This window comes from Njordella aestuarii, from assembly GCF_056494165.1.
On the sequence record NZ_CM151397.1, the window covers coordinates 38,062 to 53,005 of the forward strand.

General features: G+C 50.8%; 10 protein-coding genes. 4 read left to right on the top strand and 6 right to left on the bottom strand.

All coding sequences use genetic code 11. The annotated features are described in order from the left end of the window. Nucleotides 1-61: 61 nt before the first annotated feature. A complete protein-coding gene (locus tag SH451x_RS00145; RefSeq protein ID WP_479360206.1) occupies nt 62-3,667 on the bottom strand; it encodes a protein kinase domain-containing protein in 3,606 nt (1,201 codons plus the stop codon). 21 nt (nt 3,668-3,688) lie between these two features. Beyond that, a complete protein-coding gene (locus SH451x_RS00150) occupies nt 3,689-5,275 on the bottom strand; it encodes a DUF8689 domain-containing protein (RefSeq protein WP_479360208.1) in 1,587 nt (528 codons plus the stop codon). A 389-nt stretch (nt 5,276-5,664) separates the two neighbouring features. On the opposite strand from SH451x_RS00150, the gene SH451x_RS00155 reads away from it, so the two are divergent. Continuing rightward, nucleotides 5,665-6,810 (top strand): EAL domain-containing protein, encoded by a 1,146-nt coding sequence (locus tag SH451x_RS00155; protein WP_479360209.1) that lies wholly within the window; start codon nt 5,665-5,667, stop codon nt 6,808-6,810. Nucleotides 6,811-6,840: 30 nt separating this feature from the next. Here SH451x_RS00155 and SH451x_RS00160 read toward each other — a convergent pair whose 3' ends face one another. Beyond that, the gene (locus SH451x_RS00160; RefSeq protein WP_479360210.1) at nt 6,841-7,488 is read right to left on the bottom strand and encodes a glycosyltransferase family 2 protein; all 648 of its coding nucleotides are present in this window, start codon (nt 7,486-7,488) and stop codon (nt 6,841-6,843) included. 209 nt (nt 7,489-7,697) lie between these two features. On the opposite strand from SH451x_RS00160, the gene hisI reads away from it, so the two are divergent. Together hisI and SH451x_RS00170 are read left to right on the top strand one after the other, a co-directional pair. Beyond that, on the top strand, nt 7,698-8,081 hold the full coding sequence (gene hisI / locus SH451x_RS00165; RefSeq protein ID WP_479362934.1) for a phosphoribosyl-AMP cyclohydrolase: 384 nt from the start codon (nt 7,698-7,700) through the stop codon (nt 8,079-8,081). Nucleotides 8,082-8,785: 704 nt separating this feature from the next. Continuing rightward, nucleotides 8,786-9,097, top strand: coding sequence for a hypothetical protein (locus SH451x_RS00170; RefSeq protein ID WP_479360211.1), 312 nt, complete (start codon nt 8,786-8,788; stop codon nt 9,095-9,097). A gap of 24 nt (nt 9,098-9,121) precedes the next feature. Here the strand turns inward: SH451x_RS00170 and SH451x_RS00175 are convergent, their stop codons facing one another. Both SH451x_RS00175 and msrA read right to left on the bottom strand, forming a co-directional pair. Further along, the gene (locus SH451x_RS00175) at nt 9,122-10,276 is read right to left on the bottom strand and encodes a GNAT family N-acetyltransferase (RefSeq protein WP_479360212.1); all 1,155 of its coding nucleotides are present in this window, start codon (nt 10,274-10,276) and stop codon (nt 9,122-9,124) included. A gap of 199 nt (nt 10,277-10,475) precedes the next feature. Then, the gene (gene msrA, locus SH451x_RS00180; RefSeq protein ID WP_479360214.1) at nt 10,476-11,003 is read right to left on the bottom strand and encodes a peptide-methionine (S)-S-oxide reductase MsrA; all 528 of its coding nucleotides are present in this window, start codon (nt 11,001-11,003) and stop codon (nt 10,476-10,478) included. Between the two features lie 198 nt (nt 11,004-11,201). Here msrA and SH451x_RS00185 point away from each other — a divergent pair, with 198 nt between their 5' ends. Continuing rightward, entirely contained in the window at nt 11,202-12,569 is a 1,368-nt protein-coding gene (locus SH451x_RS00185) for a Trx7/PDZ domain-containing (seleno)protein (protein WP_479360216.1), read from the top strand. A gap of 13 nt (nt 12,570-12,582) precedes the next feature. On the opposite strand, the gene SH451x_RS00190 is transcribed toward SH451x_RS00185, so the two are convergent. Continuing rightward, a complete protein-coding gene (locus SH451x_RS00190; RefSeq protein WP_479360218.1) occupies nt 12,583-14,931 on the bottom strand; it encodes a hypothetical protein in 2,349 nt (782 codons plus the stop codon). Nucleotides 14,932-14,944: the final 13 nt, after the last annotated feature.

Genomic DNA, 14,944 nt, shown 5'->3' on the forward strand with positions numbered 1-14,944 from the left:
TTGTTGCGTACTTGTTTGTTAGGTGCAGATGTAAAGTACGGCGTTTGGCTTACAGAGTGAACTATATTATCGCGGGCCAGTCGACGTCAGTACGGGAAAATAACCGATTGGCTAGCTCGGAGCGGTGTGACGAAGGCGGCCAAAGCGAAGTAACGACTTCATTTAATATCATGCGTTCGCCATCCACTACAAGTCTCGGACTGTCGACAAGATCGGTACGGATGATTGTCACACCTTTGTTTAGTTCTTCCGCGCATAGAGGATCGTTCTCTTCCAGTCGATAATCTTCTGGCAACAGCAAGAATACGCGTTTTGAATTGCCCGATAGCAACAGCGGTGGAGTTGTCTCACGCAACATTTCTGGCAATGTCTGCAGAGTCATGCGTGGGCAAGCGACGCTGTCACCTCCGTCCAGAGCGATACCTTGCGCCTTGGCCGCAGTCTCCTGAGACTCATTTGCGATTTGCAAAAGTTGTGAGAGTTCCGGCGTGTACGGGTTGGGGCTATCGATCGTACCATCAACCGATACTTCGCCTTGGACAGCTACGCTGGTGTTCACCAAGCTACCGGTCTCAGAAGCGGCAATGGACGCTGGATTTTGAACAACGTCCTGTGATCCTGCCGCGCTAGAGCCGAGTGCGTCGAGCTGAACGGGGATTGCTGGATTGGTGCCTGAGGACCAGACGAATTGCAACTGATCAATGGCTTTGCGACCGATCGCCTCGTCTAACGCTCGATGCACTTCGCGGCTTACCCGCGTCCAAAAGGCTGGCAATGGAAGATAGGCAATATTTGCTCGGCCGTTCTTGTCGACAGATAATCCTAATTCTTGCGCGATGACGGTAGAGTACGAACACAACGACTCACGTAAAGAATTTGACTCGACTTTCCACAGTCGCGTATGGTGATCGATCAGACTTGCGAGCCGCTTGAGCAACGAAGCCGCCAGTTGGTGCACATCACGCTGGACTAACACCGTGTTGCGCTCTGTCTGGATTTGCGAACGTTCCTCAAGAGCATTTTCTGGCAAGCGGATCCATTCAATGTCGATGGCTTGAAGACGCTCTGCAAAGCGTCCGCTTACGATCACTAGTGATTCTGCTTGGCGTGTCAGTCGCTCGGACACACGATGCAACAACGAAGACATAAATGCCCAGTTTTGGTAGTGCGTTGTCCAATGCACCCGCAACTGTTCGAACATGCTCATAAGAGACGAATCGATAAGTTGCCTTGCAATCGTTCGTGATGAATCGATCGATATGTTTAAGCTGCGCTGAACAAGTTCTAAGTCGGGGGCTACTAAAGCTAGCAAGCTGTCTTCTAAGGATGAGTTTTCTGTTGAATCGTTTGAGTCCGTAGCACTTTTCTGGTTTGAAGATTCCTTGGCCGCCGGAATTAAGATAGCGAAGCAAGTCCTGACCCAGGCTTGTGCGTTCCAGCCAACATCGCGGAAGAGATCGTCGCAAAACAGTTCGATGGCTTGATTGGTTTTCTTGGATCGAACGGGAGTGCTCGTGCTGCTAGGGTTCGCTGACTGCGGTTTGATTGGCTCGCAAGCCGCTTCTCCTGAATCAAAGGCAGTTATCCATCTCTGCATTGTCTCAAGCAAGAAGTGTTTTGTGAGTTGCGATGGCTGCAGTTCGTTGGTCAGCTCGACTCGCGTACCCGCGAAAGTGTGCATCCAAGGCGTACATTCATGAGACATATTCGCTTCACCAGAACGCAACTGTTGTTTACATTCCTGCATCGCGGTGCCGAACAGCGAGTATGCATCGGTGCAGAGATAGTCAGCAGCCTGGAGAATTGCTCGTTTCCAGTCGTCGGTTCTTCCGAGTCGCCCGCCGTGAATAAAATATGCATCATCAACCGGCGCAACGGATAGCGGAAATACTGGGAGGGCAGGTATTCCGGGGTGAAGACCTGAAGTATTAATGTGGTGCGTAAGTTCAGCAATGCAGGCCATCCCCGACGCTGCTGGTAACTCAAGCGTTGCGCCATCATCATGAACCGCGGTAGTAATCACGGCAGTTACGAGCCCGTCAGCGTGCAGATGCTTGTCTTCCTTCAGTTCGGCCAGCACGCGTCGAACCAAGAAGGCGAGTTCCGATACGATAGCACCCCCAGTTCCACCATGCGCCGAAGCTACGATGTAAACATTCGGAACAAGTTCTGTCGGCTCAAATTCACTGCTCGACATTGCGTCGCTTATGCTGTGGTAAAGAGCTTCATAGCATTCAACGCTTGCGTCAAGGTAAGCCAGCATGCCAAGTGCGCGGACACCTTCTGTAGCACGGGATCGCGGAATGTTATACAGCCATCGACGTGATATGGGAGTGAAGAGTTCTTTGGGCTGTTCCTTGTAGTATTGCGGTGTCTTGAGCGGTAGGTGAATCGCTTCGCTCGGGTGCAATGCGGCGATCGTCTCAGGATCGGTTGCACGCTGTAAAACCACTGCATCGGTGTCAAATGCCAGCCAAGCCGAACCGTAAGACGACTTTTCAAGGATTCCCCGGCCAGCGAGTTGCTGACGAGCGTACATGATCGACTCAATGCCAGTTCGGCCTACGCCTACGAAGAGATTGATCGTCTTCCGAGCATCTTTCTCCTGAAGGTTGATCGGAGGTAGCGTTGCAATGTTTTGGGAACGCGATTGTGAGCCGAACTGGTCTGTGCGATACGGCGACTGGGATGAATCCGAAGGGATTGAATTGGGCTGAGTACCAGAGTTTAGCTTTGCGCTTTGCTCGGGCCGTGTTGGGTGGATTCGGCGAGTCCGCGGGTTGGCGATTGCGCGTGACACAGCTCGAGGTCGAGCGGGCGCTGGTGGGCCGACGTTGTCGATTGCGTTTCCAACCTCTGCTTTGATCAGCGCGTCGATCATTTCCCGACAGCTGGCGAACCGCTGGATCGGTTTTTTGCTCAATGCGCGAGCGATGACTGGTCGGTCAAAGATTGGTAGGGCGTCAAGGCCTGGTGCCTTATGCAGATGTTCGCTTGCCAACTGCGCAGTCGTTCGGCCTTGAAACGGCAGGCAACCAGTGAGCATTTCTTGGTAGACGATCGCCAGCGCATACTGATCGCTGGATCGCCCTGGGCGTCCATCGAACATTTCCGGTGCTGCGTAAGTTGGTGTTAGCCCCGCAAGCAAAGAGTTGTTAGTTCGCTGTACATCCTTGATCAATCCGAAGTCAGCAATCTTGATGCGGTCGGCGATCAACAGTAGGTTCGCGGGTTTTACATCCAGATGTTGGAGATCATGTTGCTGGCAAATGAAATCGAGCGCATCTGCTGCATCGCCCAGATACCTTAGCAATTTTTCTCTGGGTATCCCTACCATTCCTCGACGTTGAAGTTCTCGGAATCGGTCCAAGAGGGAGCCATCCGCGAGTTCGGTTACAACGATCAGTTGTCCATTAACAACTTCGATTCGCTCGAGTGAGAGTACGAAAGGATGGTTGACTTGGCGAATGCGTTGCAGGGAACGAAGCTCGCCGGCGGCTCTGTCTTCCGAGATACTGCCGAAAACTAACTTCAGTGCCTTCTTGAGTCCACCTGGCGCATCGGCCAGCCAAACTTCACCGAATCCGCCAGCCCCGATCTTCTCGCGCAGGACGTAACCGGGGATCGGTTCGAATCCTGCTTCAGCAAATGCTACGAGTGACGCCATGGAAACTACGAGATAAGGGAACTAGGAAGGATTGGGGAAAGGAATCGGAACTGTAAAATTGCCCGTGGGATTTGCAGCCAAAACGTCTGTCGGAACTGGCCCCGGTGCAGCAATTTGTTGAGTTCGATCTTGGGTGGGGCGAGCCGGGATGGAGTTCGGCGGCGCTTTTCGAGGAACAGACCGCGGCGCTTCCCCAGGTCTAGCGGCCGAAGTGAGTGGCGGTCGCGATGCCATAGGTTGAGCCGGAGCTCGTTGCACACTAGCCCCTGGAAGAATAGCCGGACCAAAATAGTTCCTGCACGCGATTTCGAGGTAGTCCAATCGTAAGTCAGAGCGTTCTTGTCGGTAGGCACAAATGGCAGCAAACTGGCTTAGTAAATCCCTTGGGTGACAGCGTCGAAAGGGGCGGTTCGCTCGAACATACTGGCGCTCGATCAAGTTGTCGATGATTTCGCCGCGCCATTCTATTTCAAGTGAAGCGCACGACCGCTTGAACAATTCAACGAACTCTGCCCGCGGCGGACTGGCGATTTCGATTTTGAAAGGGACACGCCGCAAGAATGCTTCATCAACCAACTGTTCTGGTTGCAGGTTCGTTGAAAAGAGAATTGATTGCTCGAAGGGGACTGTAATCTTTTTGCCAGTCGAGAGCGTAAGGTAATCGACTCTACTCTCCAAAGGGACGATCCATCGATTTAACAGCTCCGCCGGAGCAACTCTCTGGCGACCAAAGTCATCTACCAACAAGCATCCGCAGTTGCTTTTTACCTGCAGCGGTGCCTCACTGGTATTGCTGCGCGGATCATATCGCAGTTCGAGCGATTCAAGAGTCAGTTCGCCTCCGACGACGACCGTTGGCCTTACAATTCGAATCCAACGCCGGTCGTAATCCTGCGCGGCCATGATGCTATACGCGCTCTTGGCCCCACGCGACGGCTGGTGATATGCTGTGTCATAGACCTTAATGATCTGACCGTCGTCGATGATAGCGTGAGGGATCCAAATTTCGGAACCGCGGCACGCCGTCAAACATTTCGCTAGAGTCGTCTTGCCGTTGCCTGGAGGGCCAAAGAGAAAAATGCCTCCGGTGCTGTTGATTGCTGGCCCCAGCAGGTCCAACCAGCTGGGATCGTATGTAATTTCAGAAAGGGCGGCTCGCAAGTTTGCTTCCGTGATCGGATCAAAATGAGAGGCCTGTGCTTCAACGCTCAAGCAATAGTCCATCAACGGGACTGGTGCGGGACCAACGTACGCGCAGCTCTTCTGATAACTGCTTGCGCGCTTGTGTCCGTTTTCGGTAAGAGAATAATAAAAATCATTCAACGGAGCTGGGCGAGCATGGGCAACAACTTGACGCATGCGGAGCGTCGACAGCTGCTGTTCGATGATGGCAAAAGACAGTCCGATCTTCTCGGAAAGATTTCTGCCGCTCAATGTTCCCGAATTCAGGAGCATCTGGCACATGATGCTCTCGAGGTTCGATTCCGTGATACCAGCTTCTTCAAGTGTCCTGGGCTCACTTGGCCAGAACGCATCCTCGTTCATGACCGATGGCAGTGCATCATTCACGACGGATTGCGTATCGCGGGGCCTTTGTTGATAGGACATTGACGTTATTTCCTTTCACTTGCCGAGCAACGTTGTGCGGGCAACGAGCTGGAAAAGTGAATCCCACATTTCGCAGCTAGCGGCGATTCGGATTCTCAATCGGTTTATGACTCACATTTTTCAAAACGAGTACGTGCCTTGTCGATTTGCATCGACTTGAGAGCGGCGTCCGTTGAGATTGCTTGGTAAATTTCCGAAAATGCTGGCTAGTATCTCAACTGCAACCTAGATTCTCCTGGCTCGAACGTACCGATAATCTGTGTCAGCGTGTCAGCTGGTGCAATCCGAATAATCGGACTTGCGAGTTGGCGAGATGGATAAATTCATTGATCGCGGGGAATCACATTCGCAACGGCGAGCGATGATTTCGGAGGAAGGCAAATTTGGTTATGCAATCGGCAGTTGGCATCTCAATACCACGAATCAGCACGAGGAACTTTGCGGAAACTATTACGCAGAAGGTGTGGATTCTCGCGGCTGTAGGGACCGAACACGTTTGTAACCCACTCACGGTCATCCATCCTTGTCCCTACACACTGGGGCGGCAAGCAGGCCTGAGCCTCCAAATCAATTCACGGACCGTTTCCAGTAAGCATGCAGAATTTGTCATGCGCGGCGACGTGCTCACGTTGATCGACAATCAAAGTACAAACGGCACTTACGTTAACGGCCAGCGAGTTCAAGGCAGTATCGATCTGCATGGTGGCGAGTACATTCAATTTGCTGATGTCGCCTTTCGCTTGCGTTGCGACGCACCGACAACGGCAGCACATACCGAATCTCATGACGTTTGCGACCAAGCCCTTGCGCTCGTCCAGTTCGATCGACTCATTGAAAATCGCCTTGTTACGCCTTTCTTTCAGCCAATTATCGTGCTGGAATCTGGCGAAGTCTGTGGCTACGAAGTCCTAGCTCGCAGTCGTTTGTTGGGGTTGGAAAGCTCATATGCCATGTTTTCCGCCGCTGGTAGGCTGAACATGGAAGTGGAATTGAGTGAGATGCTGCGATGGGAAGCTATCAACCAAAATATTGAGATACCAGACAGCAATCACATCTATCTAAACACACACCCGCGGGAGCTAGCGGAAAGCAATCTCCTTGACAGCTTGCGCAGGCTCCGAGAGGCCTCGCCAAACCGCTCGCTCATGCTTGAGATTCATGAGGCCGCGGTGACTAGCCCAGCCAATATGCGAGACCTGCGACGAGCCCTAAGCGATCTAAACATTCAGCTGGCATACGATGATTTCGGTGCAGGCCAAAACCGTTTGGCCGAACTGAGCGAAGCTCCGCCGGACGTATTGAAATTCGATATGGCCTTGATTCGGGGAATTGATCAAGCGTTGCCAGAGCGCAAACGGATGCTCGCGTCTTTAGTTTCCATGGTCGTCGATCTTGGGGTGCAACCCCTTGCAGAAGGGGTCGAGACTGTAGAAGAATCGGCCGTATGTAAAGAAATGGGCTTCCAGCTTGGACAGGGGTACTTCTATGGTCGCCCTGCTCCACCACCACGTTGCTCTAATCCGTTGCCTTCCTAACCCAAACGAAGCTTCGCGAACGGAAGAACGTTAGTCGACTTTGCCCAAGACGCTGGAGTGACGCTGTCGTTCGAAATCCAAGTGGCATGCGTTGATAGCTTTAGCGGACTCTTTCATTGCGTCTCGCCGCAACATTTGAAGCTGACCATCCGGGCGGCGATTAATGTATCCCTCTCCGCGACTACCGGTGGCAGAGATATCGCCTAAATTTCTTTCGCCGCGGTTGGCATAAAAATGCGTCTCAAAGCTGGCTGCAAATCGAGTTAAGTTTTGGACTAATTCCGCGTCGATCTCGTTTTTGAAAACTTGAACCCTGGCCATCACCAAGTCTTCATCGTTTCGCAGTTCCCACAGCTGTTGCAACGCATCAAGATCGACGGGTTCGTACGACTCCTGGACGAATACAAAGTCACCGTGGACCATGGACAGGCCAGCCGCGGCGGCTGCGCGAGGGCCACGCGCGATATTCAATCGCTTGACATCCAGCTGCGCGTGCGCGAGACGCAAACTGTCAAGCACCTCGGCGGTAGCATCCGATGTGCCATCGTCGACCGCGATTATCTGCACATCCCTGGCAAGAGAGGAAACATAGTTCAACAGAGATTCAATTACGGCCGCGATTCCTGCCTCGTCATTGCGGACTGGAATGACGACCGATAGTTTTTCCGATCGATTCACTGCAAAAAACCCTTTGTATGTTCATTGAATCGAACAACATCCGCGGAACTGAAGGGCTCAACTGGAGAGCCCTTCCCCTTTCTTGCGTCGGCAAGCAAAATAGGAAGAGATGAATCAATGTAAAAACGAACGAATCTGTCAGTTGTTCTGTCTTTGCTGAATCGTCCGTTTAAGCGACTCCCCTTTTAATCAAGCGTTTCGATATGATGGTGCCAACGGCGAAGCCCAATTTTCAAAAAGGATATGATGGGTTGCTGCCAGTGATCGCTCAAGATCATCGAACCGGCCGCGTGTTAATGCTGGCCTGGATGAATCAAGAAGCTTACGAGGAAACCGTTGCAACCGGTCTGGCAACTTATTACTCGCGCTCTCGCAGTTCGATGTGGCGAAAAGGCGAGACGAGCGGTCATCAACAGAAAGTAACCACGATCCAGATAGATTGTGACGCAGATACGATACTACTGTTCGTCGACCAAGTGGGGGCTGCATGCCACGAAGGCTATCGAAGCTGCTTCTTCCGCGAGCTGACAGAGGACGGTTATGCAATTAGTGAGGAGCAAGTCGTCGACCCTAAAACTGTCTATAAATCCTGACTAAAAGTTTTAGATGTGCCGGATGCTCGGCTGAAAACAGACGGCAATTTTTGATGGTGAGATTGGCCGCAAACTGGCCGATACATCCCTTCATGCCAGCTAATCACGCCGGCAAGACTTGCGAACGGATTCAAATGGAGACCAAGGTGTAACCGGCGGTTAGCATCCTTGGTCGGACACAAGACGGAATGTGTCCACTGTCAAGACCATCAATTTTACTCATTCAATCCGATCGCTATATGTTATCGATTTCTTTAGACACGTTCTTTCCGTTGGCTCTATATCTACTGGTGGCACTGGGGCTTTCAGCAGGCTTTATCCTGGGGAGTCCGGACACGCTTTAAGACTACAGCGTAACTGCAAAATGCTTGCAAAGGCATAGCTCAACTTCCGGTTGAGTAAACTCAATTGCAAGATTCGAAAATTGTTTCCAAAAGTTTCGCCCCGTGACCAAACGTGTCCAAGCCATTTCGATAATTGTAATATCGAGGTTGGACAAGCATAGTCACGTGTCCGAAGGATCTCCTGCAGGTGGAGTCGAGCGGTCGATTCGCACCGAGGTTGGTCCTCGACGACAGAGAATTCTCCAGATGATTTCTCGAGCGACACGAATGCCTGGCATACGGAAACCCAACTTCAGTCATCTCACCTTATCATTCACTGTAGCCTTTTGAAAGTCGGATCCCTCAGCCGGGAGTTACATTATGGCCAAGTACTATGTTCAAAGCGGTAGCCTCAAGATGGTTTTAGATGCAAAGGATTTGACCGGAGCTGCATTGTGGGCCATGCACTCACGTCTTTCACCAATATCGTGCATCTATGGCGACGATAATTACGATGAAGATCAACAGCTTGATCAAGTGATGATGCAAGCTTTGATCGAACTTGAAAGTACAATTCATATCAGCGAACGAGGCTTTGATCGTACGGATGCAGACGTTCTTGAAACGTACGACATGGCGATCAAGTGGCATCATTTGGCGAAAGCGATGGCCAAGCTAGAAGATAACCTCTAAAAATTTATGAGGCGCGAGCGATTGTTAGCGGTATTGGGCAGCACCAAAATCAGGACTGATTTTTCTCAGGTGCTTTTTGATCGTCTCGCGAAAAGGAATTGCCTTCCGTTGCGAGCATAACCAACAAAGTGCCTTTTGGCGTAACCAGCGTGCTTTGGAAACATCAACCCGACCGAAGTGCATCGTTGAAATAGTATCGGTGAGCTTTGTCTTATAGGGCTGCTCACCGTATCCAAAGTCGATCTTTTTCACACCATGAGCTTTAGCAAAGTTACATGTCTCAAGGAACAATGCGGTTCCAGGAGAATATGCATGGAATTGAGGGTCATATGTTGGGAACCAATAGTGGAGCAAATCTCCTTCGATAATACCTACATGGCCGGCCACCAGCGTTTCACCGGCGTAAAGTGCCGAAGCAATTCCGCGGCAATCTCGTTTGTTGGGCTGCGAATACAAGTGCTTAATTAGATCGACAATCCACTCAATCGATAGCAAGTCAAAGATGTTCGTTCTGCGATATTGCGAGCGTTTAAGATCAATCAGTTGTTGCAAAACCATTGGGTCCTGGCATTCGAACTCAAGTCGAAGCGGTCCAAGGTCGCGAATCATCTTTTTGGTCTTACGGCGTTGCTTAAAAATCGTTTCTCGAGATTGCTCCAGAAATGAAACATAGCCTTCGGGATGTGATTGAAGATCCGCAAGAAAACTTTTGGAGCTTCCGAAGCTGAACTGAGCCAATTCGCACGACTCAATCCCTATTGCATGATAGGTATAGCTTTTTAAACCGCTAAGCTTTAGAAGCTCAAGATACTCGAACGAATGAACCTGCGGGTTGAAGAGCAAGCCGTGCGAATCGTTATAGGCTCCGCCCACCGGCACTGCATGTCCCTTGCTTGCGAATTGAATAGGGAGAAAACCAATGGGACGATCTTCATGGCGGACAACAAGTACAACTACGTCATCGCGAGATTTTTCGGCGGCAAGTACGAATTCAAGTGAAAAGAACGGGCTTGCAAATGTTGGATGGGTCGATCGAAGTTCATTCCAAACGGTCTGCATCTCGACATCCAGTTCCGACGGTCGCAAAAGGGTCACATCAAGATTTGTAACTCTGTATGCAACGGCAGACCTGGAATCGCGGTCGGAGTCCAAGGTTGCTATGTTTTGAGGAAGAGACATGTCAGCCAAAACGGCCATAAAACGCAGTTGCTAGTGTCGGTCGAGGTTGGGGCACGCAGGGGCGTGCCAGATCCAGATCATATAATATTTCGGAGCCCCACGTGGTCTAAAAATTTCGCCGATAAATCCGGGAGAAAGTGTCCCCATTTGCGGCTTATGAGTCTAAAAAGGACAAATTGGCTCCAGTCGCCTGCTGCGATTATCGAAGCCGCTGCGGAAAATACTCTTCCAGCTTATCCACTTTGCTGCGAACAACGTGCTGGCAATACCCGTTTTGTGGGTTGTCGTTGTAATAATTCTGATGGTATTCCTCGGCTGGATAGAAGCGGGAAGCCTCCGAAACCTCGGTTACGATCGGTTTTGAAAAGGCTTTGATGTTGTTCAAGCCTGCGATGGTCTCGTCGGCAACCTGTTTCTGCGAGTCAGAATGGTAAAATATCGCCGATCGATATTGCGTCCCGCGGTCTGCGCCCTGTTGGTTGAGCGTCGTAGGGTCGTGCGTTTTGAAAAATACTTCTAGCAGCTCGCTGAACGAAATCTGTTCGGGATCGAACTTGATCTGGATGACTTCAGCGTGTCCCGTCTTACCGGTACAGATCGCTTCGTAGGTAGGGTTTTCGTAAGCACCACCCATGTATCCCGACACGACCTGCTCAACGCCTTTTAGCCGTTGGAATACCGCTTCTGTGCACCAGAAGCACCCACCAGCCAGCGTTGCAATCTCCATAATTTTATCCTCGCGTAAACAAATAGGAATTCATACCAGCGTTGTCGGAACCGGAACCCGTATAGTACTTTACAAGGAGGGGAATACAACGCAGGTAAACGACGACCTCCAGGCGGTTATTATACGCGCCCTGATCGAAGTGTGGTCGCAAACCGCATACAATGAAGGCCGCCGTGTCTGTTAGATGAGGCATCCGAGATGCCATTGGCCATTTTCGCTCTCTCTTGGGAACCTGTGATGCAAATCAGCAAGCTACGATACTTAGTCGCTCTCCTAGCCATTGGCACGACTTGCGCAAACGTTTCAGCGCAAGATCGCGAAACCAAAGTGAGGGGCGATAAAGAAGCAATTGAAGCAGCCGGCGATTGGATCTACAACGACTTGCAGAAAGGTTTGGATGAAGCGAAACGAACTGGCAAGCCGCTCTTGGTCGTGATGCGCTGCGTGCCATGCGAAGCATGCGCGCAACTAGATGAGCAAGTGGTAAAGCGTGATCGACGCATTCAAGAACTCATGTCCAACTTCGTTGCCGTGCGGTTAATCTATACCAATGGCATGGACCTCTCACTGTTGCAGTACGACTACGATCAGTCTTGGACGGCGTTAATGATGAACGCCAACAAGACTATCTATGGACGGTACGGCACGCGTTCGCACCAAACACGCTCCGAAGATGATATTTCAATTGAGGGCTTTGCAGACGCGCTGACGATAGCTCTTCGTTGGCACGACCAATACAAAGACAATGATGAAATTTTCGCTGCAAAGACTGGTGGTCCACTAGAGGTTGAGAAGCCCGAACAATTTCCCTCTTTCAACGGCAAGTTCAAATCTGAATTGGACTACGAAGGTAAAGTGGTCCAAAGCTGTATCCACTGCCATATGATTGGCGAAGCGCAGCGATTGATTTATCGAGATAAACACCAAGCAATCCCGGATAACTTGCTGCATCCGTATCCAAATCCAAAGGCTTTGGGGCTTATCATGGACCCGAGGAAGGCAAATGCAATCCGCAAGATCACCACGGGATCCACGGGACAACGCGATGGTTTCAAAAAGGATGATCGAATAGTTCAGTTAGACAATCAACCCATCTTGTCGACGGCAGATATCCAATGGGTGTTGCACCACACCGATAAGGACCGCTTGGAAACGGTCGTGGAAAGAGACGGTAAACAGATGGAGTTGAGTCTGAGTCTTCCGGAAGGTTGGCGGAGCTTGGATGACATTAGCTGGCGGGCAACCAGTTGGGATCTGCGGCGAATGTTGACAGGCGGCATTCTTCTAGAGTCACTTGATGATAATGCGCGGGCGCAGATTGGGGTTAAGAGTAACGAAATGGCCCTCTTGGCGAAGCATGTGGGGCAATACGGGGAACACGCGTACGCCAAAAACGCAGGCGTTCTGAAAGATGACGTTATCGTTGCTTTCCAAGGTCGGTCGGATAATCTCTCTGAGGACGAACTCCTGACCTACCTCGCGTCTACAACAAAACCGGGCGACAAACTTTCGATTACGGTGTTGCGCGGCAAGCAGCGACTCAATTTCGAATTTGCAGCACAGTGAAGCAGACGTTACGTCACTTGAATAACTCGAGAGCTCGACGCTTTTGTTCTTCCTTGGTTCGGTCGATTAGCTCTTCTTCTTTTTGCAGCATGTCGCGAACCATGTCGACAACCTCATTGAAATCTTGAATGTCGAGCAGACTCTGAAGGACTTCGTTCAACCTTGAAATAACAGCGAGGTTCAAAGCGACTGATTCATTCATCTGCGAAAGCTCGTAGGTGTTATCACGCAAGCTATTCTCGATCGTTTTCAACTTTGCATCGAGTTCAGCTAGTTCATTGTCCAGGACCGACTGGATTGGTAAACGTACCTTTTCTTCTAGCCGAACTTGGCGGTCTGCACTATCGATTCGATTATTGACCAGTTCTTTATTGATCGCCGCAGTCTGGTTTGCAATCCCACTGAGCTCCCCATTGCTTTTTTCAACCTGAATCTTCGCTTCTTGAACGCGGACAAGAACCATGCGGTTTGAGTTGCCTTCGTCGCTGTTTTCTTCCGTCGGTTGTGCTTCATCGGATGTCGGAGCCTCCATAGTGGACTCCAAATTTCTGCTAAGCAGTTCTGTCAGCCGATTGAGCTCAATGATTATTTGCTCGAGTCGATTTCTTAGGTCAAGCTCACGACGGTCCAGCAGCACAAGTAGTTGGTCTTCTGTAACTACCGTAAGTTGAGCCGGGCTAGAGCTGCCGGTGCGTGATGAATCGTCTAAATCGAAGTAATCCGTAACCGTAGCAAGCAACATGAGCGGAGTGCCCGGTTCGATAACGATATTCTGCTTGTCCCGGAGCTCTCGCAAATCGATTTCGCCCGTTAGCTCCAACGACTTGTTAAGCTGAATCGAATCTTTCATTGGATCTTTGTCACCGATCAACAACTGAGAATCAACAGATTTGACGTCATGATCGTCTCGCACGTTGACTTGAAATGGCAGTCGTGCAAGCGGTGTTACGGAGTTCCCAATGCCTTCCAATCGAAAGTCAGCGTTCGGAAGTTGATCTTTGACGATCGTGATGACGTACTGTTTGACATCGGTACCAGCATGTCCAAGCGAATCCCAAGGGCGAAATTCAATCAATACGTTTTCGCGAAGGACGCCCAGTGGAAGTTCGAATGCGTCGGACGTAATTGAGATTGAACCAGAGGTTTCTTTCTGTTCAGCGGATTGATGCATCACTCGGTATTCACAGCGGCTTAACTCACTGTTTGACTTGATTTGCAATGTAATATCGACTCCTTCAGGCAGGCGAATACCGTTGCGATACGCCTGGACCCCATCCAGGGCCGTCGAAGTGGACCGTTGTCGCAAGTAGGGCGGATAGATCACGGCAAGGTCCATATTCACGAATTCAACAGCCGGCAACGACTGGATTCGCAGTCCAGAAATTCGTACGTCGCCCCCTCGGAGCGAAAGTTCAATGTCTTGATGGATCGAATCGAGCGGAGGTCCTTCCAGGAGGAAAGGCTGCTGTTGTTCAAGCCGATCAACTGGCAATCGCCGCAAGTTTGCTCGCCCCGTTTGACCATCGGCCATTCGGTAATTCACGGTACAAAAAGCAGGAACCTCATCGGCTTTCAAGCTAGCCGTAGCAAGCAAGCGGCTATTTTGTCCGAACGGAACGGTAACTTGGTTGTTCTCGAACGGCATTTCGTAAAAATTACGATCGGTCTCGCCAGTGAAATTTGGAATTGGAATTTGGAGGCCCCGCACGCTGAGTTCTGACTTTCGTGGCCAAGACACATCGGAAAGTGCTAACAATCGCTTGCTCCAAAGCGATGTCCAATTGGGCATCGCGACTGAAGCCAATACGCTTGCGGCGACCAAAGCTCCCAAGATGCCACATTGTAGGCGAAGCGGATCCCACTTCAGCACGTCGTCAAGATCGATTTCTTTCAGTCGGCTTTCTGCCTGAATTGCAATTTGTTGCCGCAATCGCTCGTCAGCATCCAATTTCCACCCTTGAGCGAGGCTTGAGCCTTCGCGATCCTTCGTCAAATTACGATTCTCAACGAAAGTGACAAGCGAGCTTTCTAACGAGGGAAATTTTCGCTCCAAAAGCAAGGCTACAGCACGGTCAGGCCAACGGACTAAAAGTGGCGACAAGACAAACCGAACTAGGATGTAAATCCCGACGCCGATTCCCAGGAGCAAGAACACAACTCTGACGGCGAGCGGGGACTCTTCAGCACCAAGCCATACCGGCAAATAGTCTAAAAGTCCGGCAATCCAAAAGAATCCGATCAGCCAGATGCCAAGAAGCACTAGTCCTTGAACGGAAATGTAGCGACGAATCAGTCGACGCAAACGCGAAAGCGTTTCAGCGATAACGCGCGAATCGGTAAATGGAACGTTAGCAGAACTCATTTTTTAAATCGCA

Excerpts from the sequence above, each read along its gene's own strand:
- msrA (WP_479360214.1), bottom strand. The coding sequence starts at position 11,003 with ATGGAGATTGCAACGCTGGCTGGTGGGTGCTTCTGGTGCACAGAAGCG.
- SH451x_RS00190 (WP_479360218.1), bottom strand. The coding sequence starts at position 14,931 with ATGAGTTCTGCTAACGTTCCATTTACCGATTCGCGCGTTATCGCTGAA.
- SH451x_RS00175 (WP_479360212.1), bottom strand. The coding sequence starts at position 10,276 with ATGTCTCTTCCTCAAAACATAGCAACCTTGGACTCCGACCGCGATTCC.
- SH451x_RS00155 (WP_479360209.1), top strand. The coding sequence starts at position 5,665 with ATGCAATCGGCAGTTGGCATCTCAATACCACGAATCAGCACGAGGAAC.
- SH451x_RS00150 (WP_479360208.1), bottom strand. The coding sequence starts at position 5,275 with ATGTCCTATCAACAAAGGCCCCGCGATACGCAATCCGTCGTGAATGAT.
- SH451x_RS00185 (WP_479360216.1), top strand. The coding sequence starts at position 11,202 with ATGCCATTGGCCATTTTCGCTCTCTCTTGGGAACCTGTGATGCAAATC.
- SH451x_RS00145 (WP_479360206.1), bottom strand. The coding sequence starts at position 3,667 with ATGGCGTCACTCGTAGCATTTGCTGAAGCAGGATTCGAACCGATCCCC.
- SH451x_RS00170 (WP_479360211.1), top strand. The coding sequence starts at position 8,786 with ATGGCCAAGTACTATGTTCAAAGCGGTAGCCTCAAGATGGTTTTAGAT.